Below are 16,259 nucleotides of genomic sequence, written 5' to 3'. Positions count from 1 at the left end.
TATGGAAATTTTATTAAGAAATTGAGCCAATCATGCAGAAATTGACCAATTTAAAAAAAAACATAAAAAAATTCGTGGAGTCGGTATGATATAACGATGTAAGTGAGACTATTTATTCATCAATCAGAGTTAACGCATTCCCGAATGAAAACAGAAAACCAAGTCCAATTTATTGATATTAGCGATGACGAAGCAGGGCAACGCATTGATAATTTCTTGCTGAGCAAGTTAAAAGGTGTTCCTAAGAGCATGATTTATCGCATCATCCGTAAAGGTGAAGTGCGCGTCAACAAAGGGCGAATTAAGCCTGAATACAAACTACTCGAAGGGGATCAAGTTCGCGTGCCGCCAGTGCGTGTGGCTGAACGTGAAACCGCACCTGTTTCAGCGAAATTGGATAAGGTGGCAGCATTAACAGATTGCATTCTATTTGAAGATGAATCCATTCTAGTCATTAATAAGCCATCAGGTACCGCGGTTCATGGTGGCAGTGGATTAAGCTTTGGCGTGATTGAAGGGCTGCGCGCATTACGTCCAGAAGCCCGCTTTTTAGAGCTGGTACATCGTTTAGACAGAGATACTTCCGGCATCTTATTGGTTGCTAAAAAACGTTCGGCGTTACGTGCGCTTCACGAACAATTACGCCTGAAACAGATGCAAAAAGATTATTTAGCGTTAGTGCGCGGTAATTGGCAGTCACATACTAAAGTTGTGCAAGCGCCGTTATTGAAAAATATTTTACAAAGCGGTGAGCGTATTGTTCGAGTGAGTAGTGAAGGCAAGCCTTCTGAAACACGCTTTAAAGTCGAAGAACGTTTTGAAAATGCAACGTTAGTTAAAGCGAGCCCAGTAACCGGGCGCACTCACCAGATCCGCGTGCATACTTTGCATGCAGGCCATCCAATTGCTTTTGATGATCGTTATGGTGATAGGCAATTTGATAGCCAGCTGGCAGATACAGGGCTAAAACGTTTGTTTTTGCACGCGTATTCACTGAAATTTACTCATCCTAAAACAGGTGAAGAGATGCGAGTCGTTGCGCCGTTACATAACGATTTGAATCAGTGCCTGAAAGTCTTGAGAGCGAAAAAAGCGCAGTAATAATGATAATAAAGGTTAGCAACTCCCGCAGGTTAGCTAACCTTATTATTTAGTCTAAAAGTGGATTGACGCCATGCTGGCGTAACATTTCCAGCAATAAAATAGTCGGCAAGCCAATCAGTGTGTTTGGATCTCGCCCTGAAAGTTTATCAAACAGGCTAATGCCTAGTCCTTCCGATTTAAAACTACCCGCACATTGATAAGGTTCGTCTTTATTTAGGTATTGGGTGATTTCTTCATCAGTGAGCTGTCTAAAATAGACATCGAAGGGTTCGCACTGGAGATTGAATTTACCTGTCGCACTATCTAATAAGCAAAGCCCAGTATAAAAAGTCACCCGATGACCTGACGCTGCCTTGAGTTGTTTAAAGGCATTATCAAAATTATGTGGCTTTCCGACGATTTTATCGTCAATGACACAAACTTGGTCAGAGCCAATAATTAAATGTTGTGGATACCGTTGAGCCAATGCATTGGCTTTTTCGTGAGATAAGCGCATCACTAAAGCTTGAGCCGATTCCTGTAAAACAGGGGTTTCATCAATGTTGGGCGCGGCGGCGAGAAATGGGATACCCAACTTCTTCAGTAAGGCTTGTCGGTATTCAGAGGTTGACGCCAAAATAATCGATTTCATGATTTTTCTCGAAACTCATAGCCAAAAGGGTTAACTCATTTTAAACTATATCCGCTTAACCGGCGATTTTTTGGTGAAAAGGCGAGTTTATCCCGCCTTTTTCTTTGACTATAGTTCATTACAAAGTTAATATGCGCGCCTTATGCAAAAGGTAAAATTACCCCTGACTATCGATGCGCAGCGTGCAGCTCAGAAAAACCTCGACTATGTCGGGAGTTACACACCTGAGCAAGTTACACGAATTGCCGAATCAGTAGTCAGTGTAGATAGTGATGTTGAAAGCAAATTATCATTTAAAATTGATAATCAGCGCTTGACGGTCATAGAGGGGCATTCTGAATTGGATGTCACCCTACAATGCCAACGTTGCAGAAAAGATTTCAAACATCATGTCTACGTATCGTATTGTTTTAGTCCTGTCGTCAGTGACGAAAAGGCCGAAGCATTACCGGAACAGTATGAACCAGTTTATGTAGATGAATTTGGTGAAATAAATTTGCTGGGAATGTTAGAAGATGAAATAATTCTATCCCTACCAGTGGTTCCGGTTCATGATTCTGAACACTGTGAAGTGTCCGAAGCGGACATGGTGTATGGTGAACTACCTCCTGAGGTAGAGAAACCAAATCCATTTGCCGTATTAGCCAGTTTAAAGAAAAGTACTTAAGGAGTAAGGTCAATGGCCGTACAACAGAATAAACCAACTCGTTCAAAACGCGGTATGCGTCGTTCACATGATGCACTGACTGCTACCCTAGTTTCTGTAGATAAAACTTCCGGTGAAACTCACCTGCGTCACCACGTGACTGCAGATGGTTACTACCGTGGCCGTAAGGTTATCAGCAAGTAATTGTTGATACTTTGGCTAGTCTAACCATCGCGTTAGATGCCATGGGCGGGGATGTTGGTCCCCGCGTCACGGTGCCTGCTGCATTGCAGGCACTGGCATCTAATCCAGCATTAAAATTACTGCTTGTCGGTCAACCCGAAGCCATTCATCCCTTGCTTGCACAACAAAGTGCTGAGCAAATTTCGCGTATCGAAATTATCCCTGCTGAAAACGTCATTGCTAACGATGCTAAGCCATCCCATGCAATTCGCCAAAGCAAAGGGACATCAATGCGAGTGGCATTAGAGTTAGTGAAGACAGGTCAAGCGCAGGCTTGCGTGAGTGCGGGTAATACGGGTGCATTGATGGGCTTGGCAAAATTGATGTTAAAATCAATTGAGGGTATTGAACGCCCAGCGTTAATGACCATTTTGCCAAATCAGAAAAAAGGAAAAACCGTTGTCCTCGATTTAGGGGCTAACGTGAATTGCAGCAGTGAAATGCTCGTGCAATTTGCAGTGATGGGTTCAGTGATGGCGGAAGAAGTTGCCAACATCAATCAACCTAAAGTCGCTTTACTCAATATTGGTGAAGAAGAGAGTAAAGGGCTGGACAATATCCGCGAAGCCGCCGCTATGTTAAAAGAAACGGCGTCAATTAATTACATTGGTTATGTTGAAGGCAACGAGTTGCTGACAGGTAAAACAGATGTATTAGTGTGTGACGGCTTCGCAGGTAATGTCTCACTAAAAACAATGGAAGGGGTGATTCGTGTCATTCTTTCATTGTTAAAATCAGCCGGTGAAGAGAACAAAAAAAGCAGTTGGTTTATGCAACTCGCTAAGAAATGGTTGAAAAAACGGCTAATGAAGCGTTTTGGGGATATGAACCCCGACCAGTATAACGGCGCGACTCTGTTAGGATTAAAAGGGATTGTCATCAAAAGTCATGGCGCAGCGAATGAGAATGCGTTTAAAGCCGCGATTGAACGTGCGGTACAGGCTGTTGAACGACAAGTTCCCGAAAGAATAACAGCTCGACTTAATATTGTTTTACCCAGGAGTGATCAATAACCTATGTACAGTAAAATATTAGGAACAGGCAGCTATTTGCCATCGCAAGTTCGTACCAATGCTGATCTGGAAAAAATGGTTGATACTTCTGATGAATGGATTGTAACGCGTACGGGTATTAAAGAGAGACGAATTTCAGCTGACGATGAGAACGTGTCCACAATGGGTTTCCAAGCAGCAAAAAATGCGCTGGAAATGGCACAGGTCGACAGCAGTGAAATTGGTTTAATTATTGTCGCGACAACATCCGCAACTCACGCATTCCCAAGCGCTGCATGTCAAATTCAGCAAATGCTGGAAATTAATGACTGTGCGGCATTTGATGTAGCAGCAGCTTGCGCTGGTTTTACTTATGCTATCAGTATCGCTGATCAGTTCGTTAAAACGGGCATGACTAAAAAAGCATTGGTGATTGGTGCGGATGCGTTATCTAAAACGTTAGACCCGAATGATCGCGGAACCATTATTCTATTTGGTGATGCTGCGGGCGCTGTGGTAATTGGCGCTTCTGAAGAACCGGGTATCATTTCTACACATCTGCACGCTGATGGGCGTTATGGAGATTTACTCTCCTTACCAAACCGTAGCCGCTGTTCAGATGACCAAGCTTACTTGTCCATGACAGGTAACGAAGTATTCAAAGTTGCTGTGCGTGAATTAGCCCATATCGTTGATGAAACATTGGCGCAAAACGACATTGCAAAAGAAGAACTTGATTGGTTAGTACCACATCAAGCAAATTTACGAATTATTTCCGCGACCGCAAAAAAATTGGATATGACCATGGATAAAGTGGTTGTTACGTTGGATCGTCATGGAAATACTTCTGCGGCATCAGTCCCAACAGCACTCGATGAAGCAGTGCGTGATGGTCGCATTCAGCGTGGCCAATTAGTGTTATTAGAAGCATTTGGTGGCGGCTTTACTTGGGGCTCCGCACTGGTTCGTTTTTAATTTACTGAGAAAACAAACATGACACAATTTGCTATGGTATTCCCGGGACAAGGTTCCCAGTCTTTAGGGATGTTAGCTGATTTAGCAGAACAAAATCAGCTGGTTAAAGAAACATTCGCTGAAGCGTCTGAAGCATTGGGTTACGATCTCTGGGCACTAGTTCAAAATGGACCCGAAGAAGAGTTAAATAAAACATGGCAGACTCAACCCGCATTATTAGCAGCGTCTGTAGCTATCTTCCGTGTTTGGCAAGCAAAAAATGGCAAAATGCCTGCATTGATGGCAGGTCACAGCCTTGGCGAATATTCAGCGCTAGTTTGTGCGGGTGTTATCGACTTCAAGCAAGCCATTAAATTAGTGGAACTGCGCGGTAAACTGATGCAAGAAGCGGTTCCTGAAGGCACGGGCGCAATGTATGCAATCATCGGTTTAGATAACGAATCTATCGAGAAAGCATGCCAAGAAGCAGCACAAGGGCAGGTGGTTTCACCTGTTAACTTTAACTCACCGGGGCAGGTTGTTATTGCGGGTGAGAAAGCTGCGGTTGAGCGTGCAGGTGCTGCTTGTAAAGAAGCCGGCGCAAAACGTGCATTGCCACTGTCTGTTAGCGTGCCTTCTCACTGCGCATTAATGAAGCCAGCTGCAGATAAATTAGCTGAAGCATTAGAAAAAATTGAATTTTGTGAGCCGACCTATCCAGTTATTAACAACGTTGATGTTAAAATGGAAACGTCTGCGAAAAATATCCGTGATGCATTAGTGCGCCAATTATATAATCCGGTGCGCTGGACTGAAACAGTCGAATTCATGGCAGAACAAGGCATTGAGCAATTGGTTGAGATGGGTCCAGGTAAAGTCCTGACTGGTCTAACCAAGCGAATTGTCTCTAATTTAACTGCCGTTGCAGTCAATGATCCTGTATCATTAGACTCGGCTTTAGAAACTATCTGAGGACGACAATGAGCTTTGAAGGAAAAATTGCACTGGTAACTGGTGCTAGCCGTGGGATCGGTAAAGCGATTGCTTTAACCTTGACTGCACGCGGTGCGACCGTTATCGGTACTGCAACAAGCGAAAAAGGCGCGCAAGCAATTACTGCCTATTTAGATGGCAAAGGTAAAGGCTTAGCGTTAAACGTGACAGATCCAGCATCAATTGAAGAAACATTGACCCAGATCCGTGCGGAATTTGGCGAAATTGATATTTTAGTTAATAATGCTGGTATTACGCGTGATAACTTATTGATGCGTATGAAGGATGATGAGTGGCAAGATATTATTGACACGAATCTTTCATCCGTTTACCGTTTGTCTAAATCCGTTTTGCGTGCCATGATGAAAAAGCGTTGTGGGCGTATTATTTCTATCGCATCTGTTGTGGGTGTCATGGGAAATGCGGGACAAACAAACTACGCGGCAGCGAAAGCTGGGCTGATTGGTTTTAGTAAATCATTAGCTCGTGAAGTCGCTTCTCGTGGTATCACTGTTAACGTTGTAGCGCCTGGTTTTATCGAAACTGATATGACTAAGGCATTGACAGACGAACAACGTGCAGGCATTTTATCTCAGGTTCCTGCGAATAGACTGGGTGATGCACAAGAAATTGCCAGTGCTGTAGCATTTTTAGCTTCTGACGAAGCTGCTTACATCACAGGTGAAACATTGCATGTCAATGGTGGCATGTACATGATCTAAAGAAATGAGGGAACCATTTGCATATTTTTGTGTTATCTAATACAAAATTATGCAAAATAATGGTTTCCACAGCCGGGATTGGGTTGTATCTTTTCCTGTATTTCATAAACTACGAAAACCATCGCGAAAGCGAGTTTTGATAGGAATTTTAATAGTATGAGCACTATCGAAGAACGCGTTAAGAAAATCATCGTTGAACAACTGGGTGTTAAAGAGGAAGAAGTTGTGAATACAGCTTCATTTGTTGATGACTTGGGCGCTGATTCTCTTGACACAGTAGAACTGGTTATGGCTCTGGAAGAAGAGTTCGATTGCGAAATCCCTGACGAAGAAGCTGAAAAGATCACTACAGTACAGGCTGCAATTGACTACGTCAAAGCATCTGAGTAATAGCGGTAAAACTTATCTAGGCGATCATTCGATCGCCTATGTTTCTTTTGTAACTAATTCCCTCCTTGGAGGACATACGTGTCTAAGCGTCGTGTAGTCGTAACCGGACTGGGCATGTTATCTCCTGTCGGCAACGCAGTTGAGTCATCATGGAAAGCTGTTTGTGACGGACAGAGTGGTATCAGCCTAATCGATCATTTTGATACTACTAACCACGCAACTAAATTTGCTGGCTTAGTAAAAGATTTCAACTACGAAGATTTTGACATCTCTCGCAAAGATGCGAAGAAGATGGACCCATTTATTCAATACGGTATTGCTGCGGGCTATCAAGCTATCAAAGATGCTGAATTGGAAGTAACAGAAGCCAATGCTACTCGTATCGGTTTGGCGATTGGTTCTGGTATTGGCGGGTTAGGTCTCATTCAAGACAACTGTGAATCTATGTTACACGGCGGTCCTCGTAAAGTGAGCCCATTCTTCGTACCTTCAACAATCATCAATATGGTTGCTGGTCACTTAAGCATTATGTATGGCTTCCGTGGTCCTAGCATCTCAATCGCTACTGCATGTACCTCTGGTGTTCATAATATTGGGCACGCAGCACGTATGATTGCGTATGGTGATGCTGATGTGATGTTGGCAGGTGGTGCCGAAAAAGCAACAACACCATTAGGTGTCGCTGGCTTTGGTGCAGCACGTGCATTATCAACCCGTAATGATGACCCACAAGCGGCTAGTCGCCCATGGGACAAAGACCGTGACGGTTTTGTTCTGGGTGATGGTGCAGGGGTTATCGTACTTGAAGAATATGAACATGCTAAAGCGCGTGGTGCGAAAATTTACGCAGAAGTCGCAGGCTTTGGTATGAGCAGTGATGCTTACCACATGACGTCACCACCAGAAAATGGTGAAGGCGCTGCATTAGCGATGGTGAATGCGCTAAATGATGCAGGCATTAAGCCAAGTGATATTGGCTATATCAATGCTCACGGTACATCAACACCAGCAGGTGACTTAGCGGAAGCGCAAGCGGTTATCTCTGTATTTGGTGAAGACACGAATGTATTAGTCAGTTCAACAAAATCCATGACAGGTCACTTATTAGGTGCTGCGGGTGCGATTGAATCTATCTTTACTATTCTGTCTCTGTGTGACCAAATCATTCCACCAACAATCAACTTAGATAATCCTGATGAGGGTTGTAAGCTTGATTTTGTTCCGGGTGAAGCCCGTAAAGTTGAAAACATGGAGTATGCTCTGTGTAACTCATTCGGCTTTGGTGGTACTAACGGTTCCTTAATTTTCCGTCGTTATCACGCGGAATAATCAATAATACCGTGCATTTCTAAGCTCCAGTGTCTTTGATACTGGGGCTTTATTTTTACCTTCTTTTTGCAGTACTCTTTGCTTTAGTTTATGATATTACACACTATGTTACTGCCTGATTTATCAGCTTTTATTATAAGAAATGGTCATGACTTATTGGGTTAACAGGGTTTCTTGTCAACAAATTGATATTACCGATCGCGCTATTGCCTTTGGTGATGGCTGCTTTACGACTATCCATGGTGTGAATCAACAAGCAAAGATGTTAGATAAGCACATTTTACGCCTACAGCAGGATTCTGCTCGTCTCAAATTACCGGTGATAGATTGGCCACAACTGACGCGACATATTGAAGAGGTTTGTGAGCAGCAAACGGATGAAGAGTTTGTGGTGAAAGTCATGTTAAGTCGAGGTCAGGGCGGTCGAGGTTATAGCTCTCAAGGATTTGAACATCCGACAATTATCGTGATGGTTTCTCCTTTCCCAAAACACTACGCAGCATTACAGTGCCAAGGGGCGTCGTTGCTGCTCAGTCAAATTCCATTAAGCCGCAATCCACTCTTAGCTGGCATGAAGCACTTAAATCGATTAGAGCAAGTGTTGATCCGCCAAGAAATTGATGATGCAAAATTAGACGAGGCCGTGGTGTTAGATACGAATGGCGCCATCGTTGAATGCTGTAGCGCCAATATTTTTTGGCGTATAGGGCGTGATGTTTACACTCCGATTCTTAGTCACTCCGGCGTCAATGGATTAATGAGACAAAAGATCATAGCACAGCTCAATAATAGTCAGTACCATCTGGCAGAAGTCGAGCGCTTTCCCGCCATTTTGACTCAATGTGATGAAGTGATTATTTGCAATGCTTTAATGCCTGTTTTACCGGTGAAAAGTATTCGGTTTTCAGAAGATAAAACAATCCGTTATCAATCAAGAGAACTGTTTGAGTATTTACTATTACAGCGACAAATTTAAAGCTGATAACTATTTAACTTATATCATTCATCGACAAACAATTATTCATCGACAAACAATGCACTTAAGTGACCCATAATGAAATTAGCGAAAAAAATAACACTGATTGTCTTTGTCCTTGCGGTTATTGGCGCGATTGTGGTGTATCTGCAATATCGCCAAATTCTTGATTATGCGAAAAAGCCCATAAACATTATCCAAGAAACAATTTTTACTGTGCCTTCTGGAACAGGGCGAGTGGCCTTAGAAGCGTTGCTTATCAAAGAAAAATTCATTGAAGAAGGGCATAATTTCCAACTTCTTCTTAAAGCGCGTCCTGAATTAGCTCAATTCAAAGCGGGCACCTATCGCTTACAGCCAAATATGACTGTAGAGCAATTATTAGCGTTGATCGCCAGTGGAAAAGAAGCACAATTTAGTATTCGTTTTATTGAAGGTAACAAATTGGCTGATTGGAGCAATATTTTGCGTGATGCTCCCTATATGCAACATAAAACTCAAGATGCTACGCCAACTGAGCTTTATGCCATGCTGGATTTTAAAGAGGGAGATAACCTCGAAGGTTGGTTATACCCCGATACCTATTTATACACTGCGGGAACCAGCGACGTTGAGATACTCAAGCGCGCTTATAAACGCATGCAAGCTGCGGTGGACGAAGAGTGGAAAGGTCGCGATAAAGATCTACCCTATAAGAATGCCTATGAAATGTTGATCATGGCATCGATTGTTGAAAAAGAGACTGGCGTGGACAACGAACGTGCGCAGGTTGCTTCGGTGTTTGTGAATCGCTTGAAGAAAAACATGCGCTTACAAACAGATCCTACGGTTATCTACGGGTTAGGGGAAAACTATCGTGGTAAAATTTACCGTAGTGATTTGGATAACTATACCGCGTATAACACGTATAAAATCGATGGTTTACCGCCAACACCAATTGCCATGCCGGGTCTGGCTTCGATAAAAGCGGCAGCTCATCCAGCAAAAACAGATTATTTATACTTTGTCGCCGACGGTACAGGCGGACATACTTTTAGTCGCAATCTTAACGACCATAACCGCGCTGTTAAGGTTTACCGACAAATTGAGCAAAAGAATTGATAAACGAAATGAAAAACCAATTTATTGTTATTGAAGGATTAGAAGGTGCGGGTAAAACGACGGCAATCAATACCGTTGTTGACACATTAAAACAAGCTGGCATCCATGATATGGTGTTTACCCGTGAACCGGGTGGTACGCCGCTTGCGGAAAAACTACGTGAATTGATAAAGCAAGGCATTGAAGGTGATAGAGTCACCGACAAAGCTGAGCTATTAATGTTGTACGCGGCGCGTGTTCAGTTAGTTGATACCGTCATCAAGCCTGCGCTTTCTGCAGGAAAATGGGTTATCGGTGACAGACACGATTTATCCTCCCAAGCTTATCAAGGTGGTGGCCGTGAAATCGATCGCCATTTAATGGCTTCATTAAGAGACCTCGTCCTTGGTGAATTTAAACCTGCACTGACGCTCTATTTAGATTTACCGCCAGAATTGGGTTTACAACGCGCCCGCTCTCGCGGTGAATTAGACCGTATTGAGAAAGAATCACTGGCTTTCTTTGAACGTACCCGAGCGCGTTATTTAGAATTGGCAGCGGCAGACGACACGATTTTAACCATCGATGCGAGCCAAAATATTGAACAGGTGCAAGCCGATATTCGCAGTACTTTACTGACGTGGCTGGCAAAATAAGGCACTAATGATGAATTGGTATCCGTGGCTTAATGAGACTTATCGTCAATTAATTAGCGCCTATCAAGCAGGACGTGGGCACCACGTGTTGTTGATTCACTCAATAGCGGGCAATGGGGCTGAGGCATTAAGCTATGGCGTGAGCCGTTGGTTGATTTGCCAAGATAAAGACGGTTTAAAAAGCTGTGGAGAGTGCCATAGCTGTCGCTTAATGTTGGCAGGTACACATCCTGATTATCATGTTCTAGAGCCTGAAAAAGGGAAAACAACCATCAGTGTTGATGCGGTTCGTAAACTGACAGAAACGTTAAGTGGTCATGCACAGCAAAGTGGTGCAAAAGTCATTTCCATTCCCGATGCACAAGCACTGACGGATGCCGCGGCTAATGCGCTGCTCAAAACCTTAGAAGAGCCCGCAGGGCAAACCTACTTTTTATTAGGTTGTGAAAAAATTGATAGTTTGCTGGCGACATTAAGAAGTCGCTGTTTAACTCATTTTTTACCTGCACCGGATCAGCAAATTGCGTTGTATTGGCTGCAAAAACAGCAGGCGGGCTTATCCGCAGAAGATGCTGTGACTGCGTTAACATTATGTCAAGGTGCTCCTGTTGCCGCATTACAGTTGCTTAAGCCGGAGCAGTGGCAACGACGTCAGCTATTGTGCAATGAGTTAGAGCAGAGCTTACGTCAGAAAGATTTTTTAAAGCTTTTGCCAGCGTTAAATACTGACAATGGACCTGAATGCATTAATTGGCTACTCGGGTTAATTGCCGATGGCATAAAATTGCAGCAAAAAGCAGGGCAATATGTTGTTAACCAAGATAAAATGGCGTGCGTTACTTTGTTGGCTACATCCATGAGCAGCTCGCAGCTATTGGATGTGTATAGCCAGTGGCAAGGGTGTCGTTACCAGCTATTAACCGTGCCTGCACTGAATCAGGAATTGATCCTGACCAACCAATTATTACACTGGGAAGCGTTATTCGCTTCGCCTTCAAGATAAAAAGAGTAGACTATGTTTGTTGTTGATTCACACTGCCATCTCGATTGTTTAGATTACGAAAAACTACACACTAACGTCGATGATGTTATTGCAAAGGCATCTGCACGAGATGTCGGCTTTATGTTAGCCGTGGCAACCACTTTGCCAGGTTTTGAAAGCATGAAACAGTTAATTGGAAAGCGCGACAATGTCGCGTTTTCTTGCGGTATTCATCCATTGAACTTGGATGAAGGTTATGATTTTGAAAAATTGGCGCAATTAGCGGCGGGCAGTGAAGTGGTCGCGCTCGGTGAAACGGGCTTAGATTACTATTATCAGCAAGAGAATGCGGCACTACAGCAAGAGTCATTTCGTCAGCATATTCGCATTGGTCGTCAAGTGAATAAGCCCGTGATTGTGCATACTCGTTCCGCTCGAGAAGATACACTGACTATTTTACGTGAAGAGAAAGTTGACGAGTGTGGCGGTGTGTTGCATTGCTTTACGGAAGACCAACAAACGGCCATCGATTTACTGGATTTAGGGATGTATATCTCTTTTTCTGGTATTGTCACGTTCCGTAATGCTGAACAGATCCGAGAAGCAGCGCGAGTTGTGCCATTAGATAGAATTTTAGTGGAAACAGATTCACCTTATTTAGCCCCAGTACCGCATCGTGGTAAAGAGAACCAACCTGCGTATGTGCGTGATGTGGTGGAGTATATGGCTGTATTGAAAGGGGTGAGTGTTGAAGAAATGGCACAAATTACCACAGAAAACTTCAACCGTTTATTCCATTTACACGTTGGGCAATAAATAGATAACGATTAAATTATTAAGGAATTTGTCATGGCAGAAGAGACTATTTTCAGTAAAATTATTCGACGTGAAATCCCGTCTGAGATCGTCTATCAAGACGAACTGGTCACTGCATTTCGTGATATCGCGGCACAAGCACCGACGCATATTTTGATTATTCCGAACAAATTAATTCCAACCGTGAATGATGTGACGATTGATGATGAGCTGGCATTAGGTCGCTTATTTACCGTGGCGGCGAAAATTGCGAAAGAAGAAGGGATTGCTGAAGATGGCTATCGCCTGATTATGAACTGTAACAAGCATTCAGGGCAAGAAGTCTTCCACATTCATATGCACTTAGTGGGTGGACGTCCATTAGGCCCATTGTTGGCTAAGTAATTCATCATGAAACGTGCTGCATCAACCTTAAAATACATCGCCACACTGAGCTTACTCATGTTGTTTCTCAGTGGTTGTGCTTGGAATAAAAAAACAGGGTTATCATTTAATGATCAGCAGCGCATCGTGATGGAGCCTTCCGTGCTAGCAGCGGGCGTGATTGTAGAAAAACCAGTGATCAAGGTCGGTAGTGTAACGGCGACCGCAACTATCAATATGAGCAATATTGAAAAGAAACCGGTCACTGTGATGTATCGTATCTTTTGGTATGACGAGCAAGGACTGAGAGTGGATTCAACAAAGAGTCAATCTCAAGTCATCCCTGCTAATTCGTCAGTGATGCTAAAAGAGGTCACAACATCCCCGCTTGCACGTAATGCGCGTATCTATGTTTTCTTACCTTCAATAGCTGGAGAGTCACAATGAAACGGATCTTATTGGTCGCAGCAGCAGCATTTATTTTGGCAGGTTGTCCGTCAGTCCCTCAAGGGCCTAAACCCCCGATTGTTCCAGTTGAACCGAGTGTAACACCGAAACAGCCTGAAAAGCAGCCGGAATTAACACCTCCACCACCAACAGACACAGTACCGATGCCACCAAAGCAGCAAACCATTGATTGGGCTGGGGCATTACAGCCGTTAGTCAAGAAAATGGTGGCGGACAATGGTGTTGAAAGCGGCAAAGTTTTGCTGGTCGATTCTGTCAAAAATAATACCAGCGGAAGTTTACCTTCACAGGCAGTCACGGCTGCATTAACCAGTGAAGTCATGAAAACCAATAAGTTTAAAGTGGTTCCTCAAGGCGTCGTCAGTGCTGCCCGTAAAACATTGGGACTGTCGCAGGATGATAGTCTGGTAACTCGCAGTAAAGCGATTGGTTTAGGACGTTACGTCCAAGCGCAATATGTGATTTACAGTGTCATGTCAGGCTCTTCTAAAGAACGCAGCATTGAAATGCAGTTAATGGACGTGCAAACCGGTGAGATTGTGTGGTCTGGAAAACAGAGTATTGAGTAATCAATCATCACTGTTTGCATTACTTGCTGAATGCTTCCCAGCTGTTTTAGCATCATGCTGGGAAGTCTCGCCATTAGCAGGGTTATCAGGTGGCAGCTATTTAGTTGAAAAGCGATACGCTACTCAAACTCAAGATACGGTTCCTTCCATCAAATTAATCGCCCGCTCAGATGGGCAAGCGCAAAATGCGTTGTATATTAATCGCCGTAAAGAAGCGCATATTCTTAAGCAACTGAAAGATTTTCCTTATTCACCTCAAGTCATCGGGCGTAATACCCATTGGTTATTATTGGAATGGGTTGATGGAGACCATCCTAGCTGCGAACAATTTCTTTCCTTTGAATTTCAAAAAAACTTGGCAGAGATCGTTGCTAAGCTCCATAATCATGACGTATTAAATTACCGATTACCGTTACGTAATGAGATTGCTCATTATGGCTATTTAATTGATAATAAAAGAGTCTCTGCACGCTGGAAGCGGGTACATCGTCGCTTTCTACGCACGCCAATGCCAAAGGTATTAAAGCTCGCACCCGCTCATATGGATATTCATCCGGGCAATGTGCTGTGTGAGCAAGGGGTACCAAAAATGCTGGTGGATTGGGAATATGCGGCAAATACCGATATTGGTTTGTCCCTAGAAACCTATTTTCAATTCAATAGCTTGACGGTAGAACAGCGAGATTATTTCTTGACGCAATATTGCTACACCTATGGCGCCTATAAAGATAAATTCCGTTTGGCAGAGCACTGCCTGCAATGGGAGCCGTGGGTCAAATACATGACGTTAATGTGGTATGAAGTCCAGTGGAGCCAGCGTCAAGAAGCGCAGTTTTTAAACGATTCCTCCCCATTACGAGACTATTTTGGTCTTTGATTGGGTAATATAAAATCTCCGTGAATACACGAGAATTTGTGAAAATTAATCAAGTGAGGCATGTTATGGGTCCGATAATGCTGGATGTTCAGGGTTATGAACTGGACAACGAAGAGCGTGAAATTTTAGCTCATCCACTGGTAGGCGGGTTGATTTTATTTACTCGTAACTTCCATGATGCGGCACAGTTGCGTGAGTTAGTGCGACAAATCCGTGATGCATCAAGACACCGTTTATTGATTGCTGTGGATCAAGAAGGTGGCCGTGTACAGCGTTTTCGTGATGGGTTTACCGCATTACCTTCTGCACAAGCTTTTGCTGAACTGAACAATCAGATGGATGGTGCTAAATTAGCACAAGAAGCAGGCTGGTTAATGGCCGCAGAAATGATTGCTATGGATATCGACATTAGCTTTGCACCTGTGCTGGATTTAGGGCATGAAAGCATCGCCATTGGTGAGCGTTCATTCCATGCAGATCCTGAAATTGCGATGATGATGGCAGAGCGTTTTATTCGCGGTATGCACAGCGCAGGAATGAAAACCACAGGTAAACACTTCCCTGGGCATGGCGCCGTCAAAGCCGATTCCCATAAAGAAACGCCACGAGATGATCGCCCACTCGAGCAAATTCGTGGCAAAGATATGTCTATTTTTAAAGACTTTATTCAGCGTGAATTGCTTGATGCGATTATGCCTGCTCACGTGGTTTATACTCAAGCGGACGACCGTCCTGCGAGTGGTTCACCATTCTGGCTAAAATCGGTATTACGTGAGCAGCTTGGTTTCGATGGCGTTATCTTCTCTGATGACTTATCGATGGAAGGTGCTGCCATTATGGGAAGTTACCCAGAGAGAGCGAAAGCCTCATTGAATGCGGGCTGTGACATGATCCTTGTTTGTAATAATCGAGAAGGTGCGGTGAGCGTACTGGATAATTTACCGAAACAAAGTGACAGCCGCGCTTCTAAGCTGTACCACAGTGGCCGCCAGTATTCACTGAATGAGCTACAATCGGTGGATCGTTGGAAGCAAAGTCACCGTCAATTAGTCGAATTACATGAAAAATGGCAAGAACACCGTAACCGCTAATTAAACTGTGTTGAAATTGAACCGATGGGATAATGACCCATCGGTTTTTTTTATCCTAAATTCACTGAATAAGTTACGGGTAACCTCATTGATATAAATTGAATAGAAGCAAAGATAGAGATTATCTAAATTGATTAGTAATACTGTATCTATATTCAATATGTGTGTAAAAATCACACGTTAATATTAGTTGCTACATGGAATTAACTAGGAATAATTCCTAGTTAGAATGATTAATTGGCGTTAAATAATCTCTCTATAGATGATAAATATTCTTCATTTCAACTAATCAAACCAGTATATCGCTTAAAAACAGAATGATTGACTTAGCCATTTATTTAAATAGAAGGTCTGAATTATGGGTTAATGTTATTGAT

Annotated in this window: 20 protein-coding genes; 19 read left to right on the top strand and 1 reads right to left on the bottom strand. The window is 43.3% G+C overall.

Going from position 1 to position 16,259, the window contains the following annotated elements; genetic code table 11:
• The first annotated feature begins 144 nt into the window (after positions 1-144).
• Positions 145-1,101, top strand: coding sequence for a 23S rRNA pseudouridine(955/2504/2580) synthase RluC (gene rluC, locus ACIH2S_RS11455; RefSeq protein WP_036953062.1), 957 nt, complete (start codon positions 145-147; stop codon positions 1,099-1,101).
• A 49-nt stretch (positions 1,102-1,150) separates the two neighbouring features.
• Here rluC and ACIH2S_RS11450 read toward each other — a convergent pair whose 3' ends face one another.
• Entirely contained in the window at positions 1,151-1,735 is a 585-nt protein-coding gene (locus ACIH2S_RS11450) for a Maf family protein (RefSeq protein ID WP_108477952.1), read from the bottom strand.
• 142 nt (positions 1,736-1,877) lie between these two features.
• On the opposite strand from ACIH2S_RS11450, the gene yceD reads away from it, so the two are divergent.
• The 18 genes from yceD (at position 1,878) to nagZ (ending at position 15,882) form a co-directional block, all read left to right on the top strand.
• Positions 1,878-2,402 (top strand): 23S rRNA accumulation protein YceD, encoded by a 525-nt coding sequence (gene yceD / locus ACIH2S_RS11445; RefSeq protein WP_036953067.1) that lies wholly within the window; start codon positions 1,878-1,880, stop codon positions 2,400-2,402.
• 12 nt (positions 2,403-2,414) lie between these two features.
• Positions 2,415-2,585, top strand: a complete 171-nt coding sequence (gene rpmF / locus ACIH2S_RS11440; protein WP_006660802.1) for a 50S ribosomal protein L32 — start codon at positions 2,415-2,417, stop codon at positions 2,583-2,585.
• Positions 2,586-2,596: 11 nt separating this feature from the next.
• Positions 2,597-3,637: a phosphate acyltransferase PlsX gene (plsX, locus tag ACIH2S_RS11435; protein WP_071992158.1), complete on the top strand. Its 1,041-nt coding sequence runs from the start codon at positions 2,597-2,599 to the stop codon at positions 3,635-3,637.
• 3 nt (positions 3,638-3,640) lie between these two features.
• The gene (locus ACIH2S_RS11430; protein WP_036953071.1) at positions 3,641-4,591 is read left to right on the top strand and encodes a beta-ketoacyl-ACP synthase III; all 951 of its coding nucleotides are present in this window, start codon (positions 3,641-3,643) and stop codon (positions 4,589-4,591) included.
• A gap of 18 nt (positions 4,592-4,609) precedes the next feature.
• Positions 4,610-5,542, top strand: a complete 933-nt coding sequence (fabD, locus tag ACIH2S_RS11425) for an ACP S-malonyltransferase (protein WP_108477953.1) — start codon at positions 4,610-4,612, stop codon at positions 5,540-5,542.
• An 8-nt stretch (positions 5,543-5,550) separates the two neighbouring features.
• A complete protein-coding gene (fabG, locus tag ACIH2S_RS11420; protein WP_036953075.1) occupies positions 5,551-6,285 on the top strand; it encodes a 3-oxoacyl-ACP reductase FabG in 735 nt (244 codons plus the stop codon).
• Between the two features lie 156 nt (positions 6,286-6,441).
• Positions 6,442-6,675: an acyl carrier protein gene (gene acpP / locus ACIH2S_RS11415; RefSeq protein WP_006660807.1), complete on the top strand. Its 234-nt coding sequence runs from the start codon at positions 6,442-6,444 to the stop codon at positions 6,673-6,675.
• 78 nt (positions 6,676-6,753) lie between these two features.
• Complete coding sequence (fabF, locus tag ACIH2S_RS11410) at positions 6,754-8,004, top strand: beta-ketoacyl-ACP synthase II (RefSeq protein WP_036953077.1); 1,251 nt, start codon at positions 6,754-6,756, stop codon at positions 8,002-8,004.
• Positions 8,005-8,152: 148 nt separating this feature from the next.
• Positions 8,153-8,980, top strand: a complete 828-nt coding sequence (gene pabC, locus ACIH2S_RS11405) for an aminodeoxychorismate lyase (RefSeq protein WP_036953079.1) — start codon at positions 8,153-8,155, stop codon at positions 8,978-8,980.
• A 78-nt stretch (positions 8,981-9,058) separates the two neighbouring features.
• Complete coding sequence (gene mltG, locus ACIH2S_RS11400) at positions 9,059-10,081, top strand: endolytic transglycosylase MltG (RefSeq protein WP_036953081.1); 1,023 nt, start codon at positions 9,059-9,061, stop codon at positions 10,079-10,081.
• Between the two features lie 8 nt (positions 10,082-10,089).
• Positions 10,090-10,716: a dTMP kinase gene (tmk, locus tag ACIH2S_RS11395; protein ID WP_036953082.1), complete on the top strand. Its 627-nt coding sequence runs from the start codon at positions 10,090-10,092 to the stop codon at positions 10,714-10,716.
• 10 nt (positions 10,717-10,726) lie between these two features.
• Complete coding sequence (gene holB / locus ACIH2S_RS11390) at positions 10,727-11,719, top strand: DNA polymerase III subunit delta' (RefSeq protein ID WP_430247471.1); 993 nt, start codon at positions 10,727-10,729, stop codon at positions 11,717-11,719.
• Between the two features lie 12 nt (positions 11,720-11,731).
• Positions 11,732-12,514 carry a metal-dependent hydrolase gene (locus ACIH2S_RS11385; RefSeq protein ID WP_036953086.1) on the top strand — a complete coding sequence of 261 codons (783 nt, stop codon included), beginning with the start codon at positions 11,732-11,734 and terminating at the stop codon, positions 12,512-12,514.
• A 33-nt stretch (positions 12,515-12,547) separates the two neighbouring features.
• Positions 12,548-12,898: a purine nucleoside phosphoramidase gene (gene hinT / locus ACIH2S_RS11380; protein WP_036953089.1), complete on the top strand. Its 351-nt coding sequence runs from the start codon at positions 12,548-12,550 to the stop codon at positions 12,896-12,898.
• Positions 12,899-12,904: 6 nt separating this feature from the next.
• Positions 12,905-13,324, top strand: coding sequence for a YcfL family protein (locus ACIH2S_RS11375; protein WP_036953092.1), 420 nt, complete (start codon positions 12,905-12,907; stop codon positions 13,322-13,324).
• Positions 13,321-13,914, top strand: coding sequence for a penicillin-binding protein activator LpoB (lpoB, locus tag ACIH2S_RS11370; RefSeq protein ID WP_108477955.1), 594 nt, complete (start codon positions 13,321-13,323; stop codon positions 13,912-13,914). The genes ACIH2S_RS11375 and lpoB overlap by 4 nt, the downstream gene beginning before the upstream one ends.
• The gene (locus ACIH2S_RS11365) at positions 13,907-14,791 is read left to right on the top strand and encodes a phosphotransferase (RefSeq protein WP_430247469.1); all 885 of its coding nucleotides are present in this window, start codon (positions 13,907-13,909) and stop codon (positions 14,789-14,791) included. Before lpoB ends, ACIH2S_RS11365 begins: the two co-directional genes overlap by 8 nt.
• 65 nt (positions 14,792-14,856) lie before the next feature.
• Complete coding sequence (gene nagZ, locus ACIH2S_RS11360) at positions 14,857-15,882, top strand: beta-N-acetylhexosaminidase (RefSeq protein ID WP_036953098.1); 1,026 nt, start codon at positions 14,857-14,859, stop codon at positions 15,880-15,882.
• Positions 15,883-16,259 lie beyond the last annotated feature (377 nt).

The organism is Providencia lanzhouensis (assembly GCF_050469745.1).
In the GTDB taxonomy this organism is placed as follows: domain Bacteria; phylum Pseudomonadota; class Gammaproteobacteria; order Enterobacterales; family Enterobacteriaceae; genus Providencia; species Providencia lanzhouensis.
Note: the sequence above shows the minus strand (reverse complement) of the source record. Positions and strands in the feature narration are given on the sequence as shown.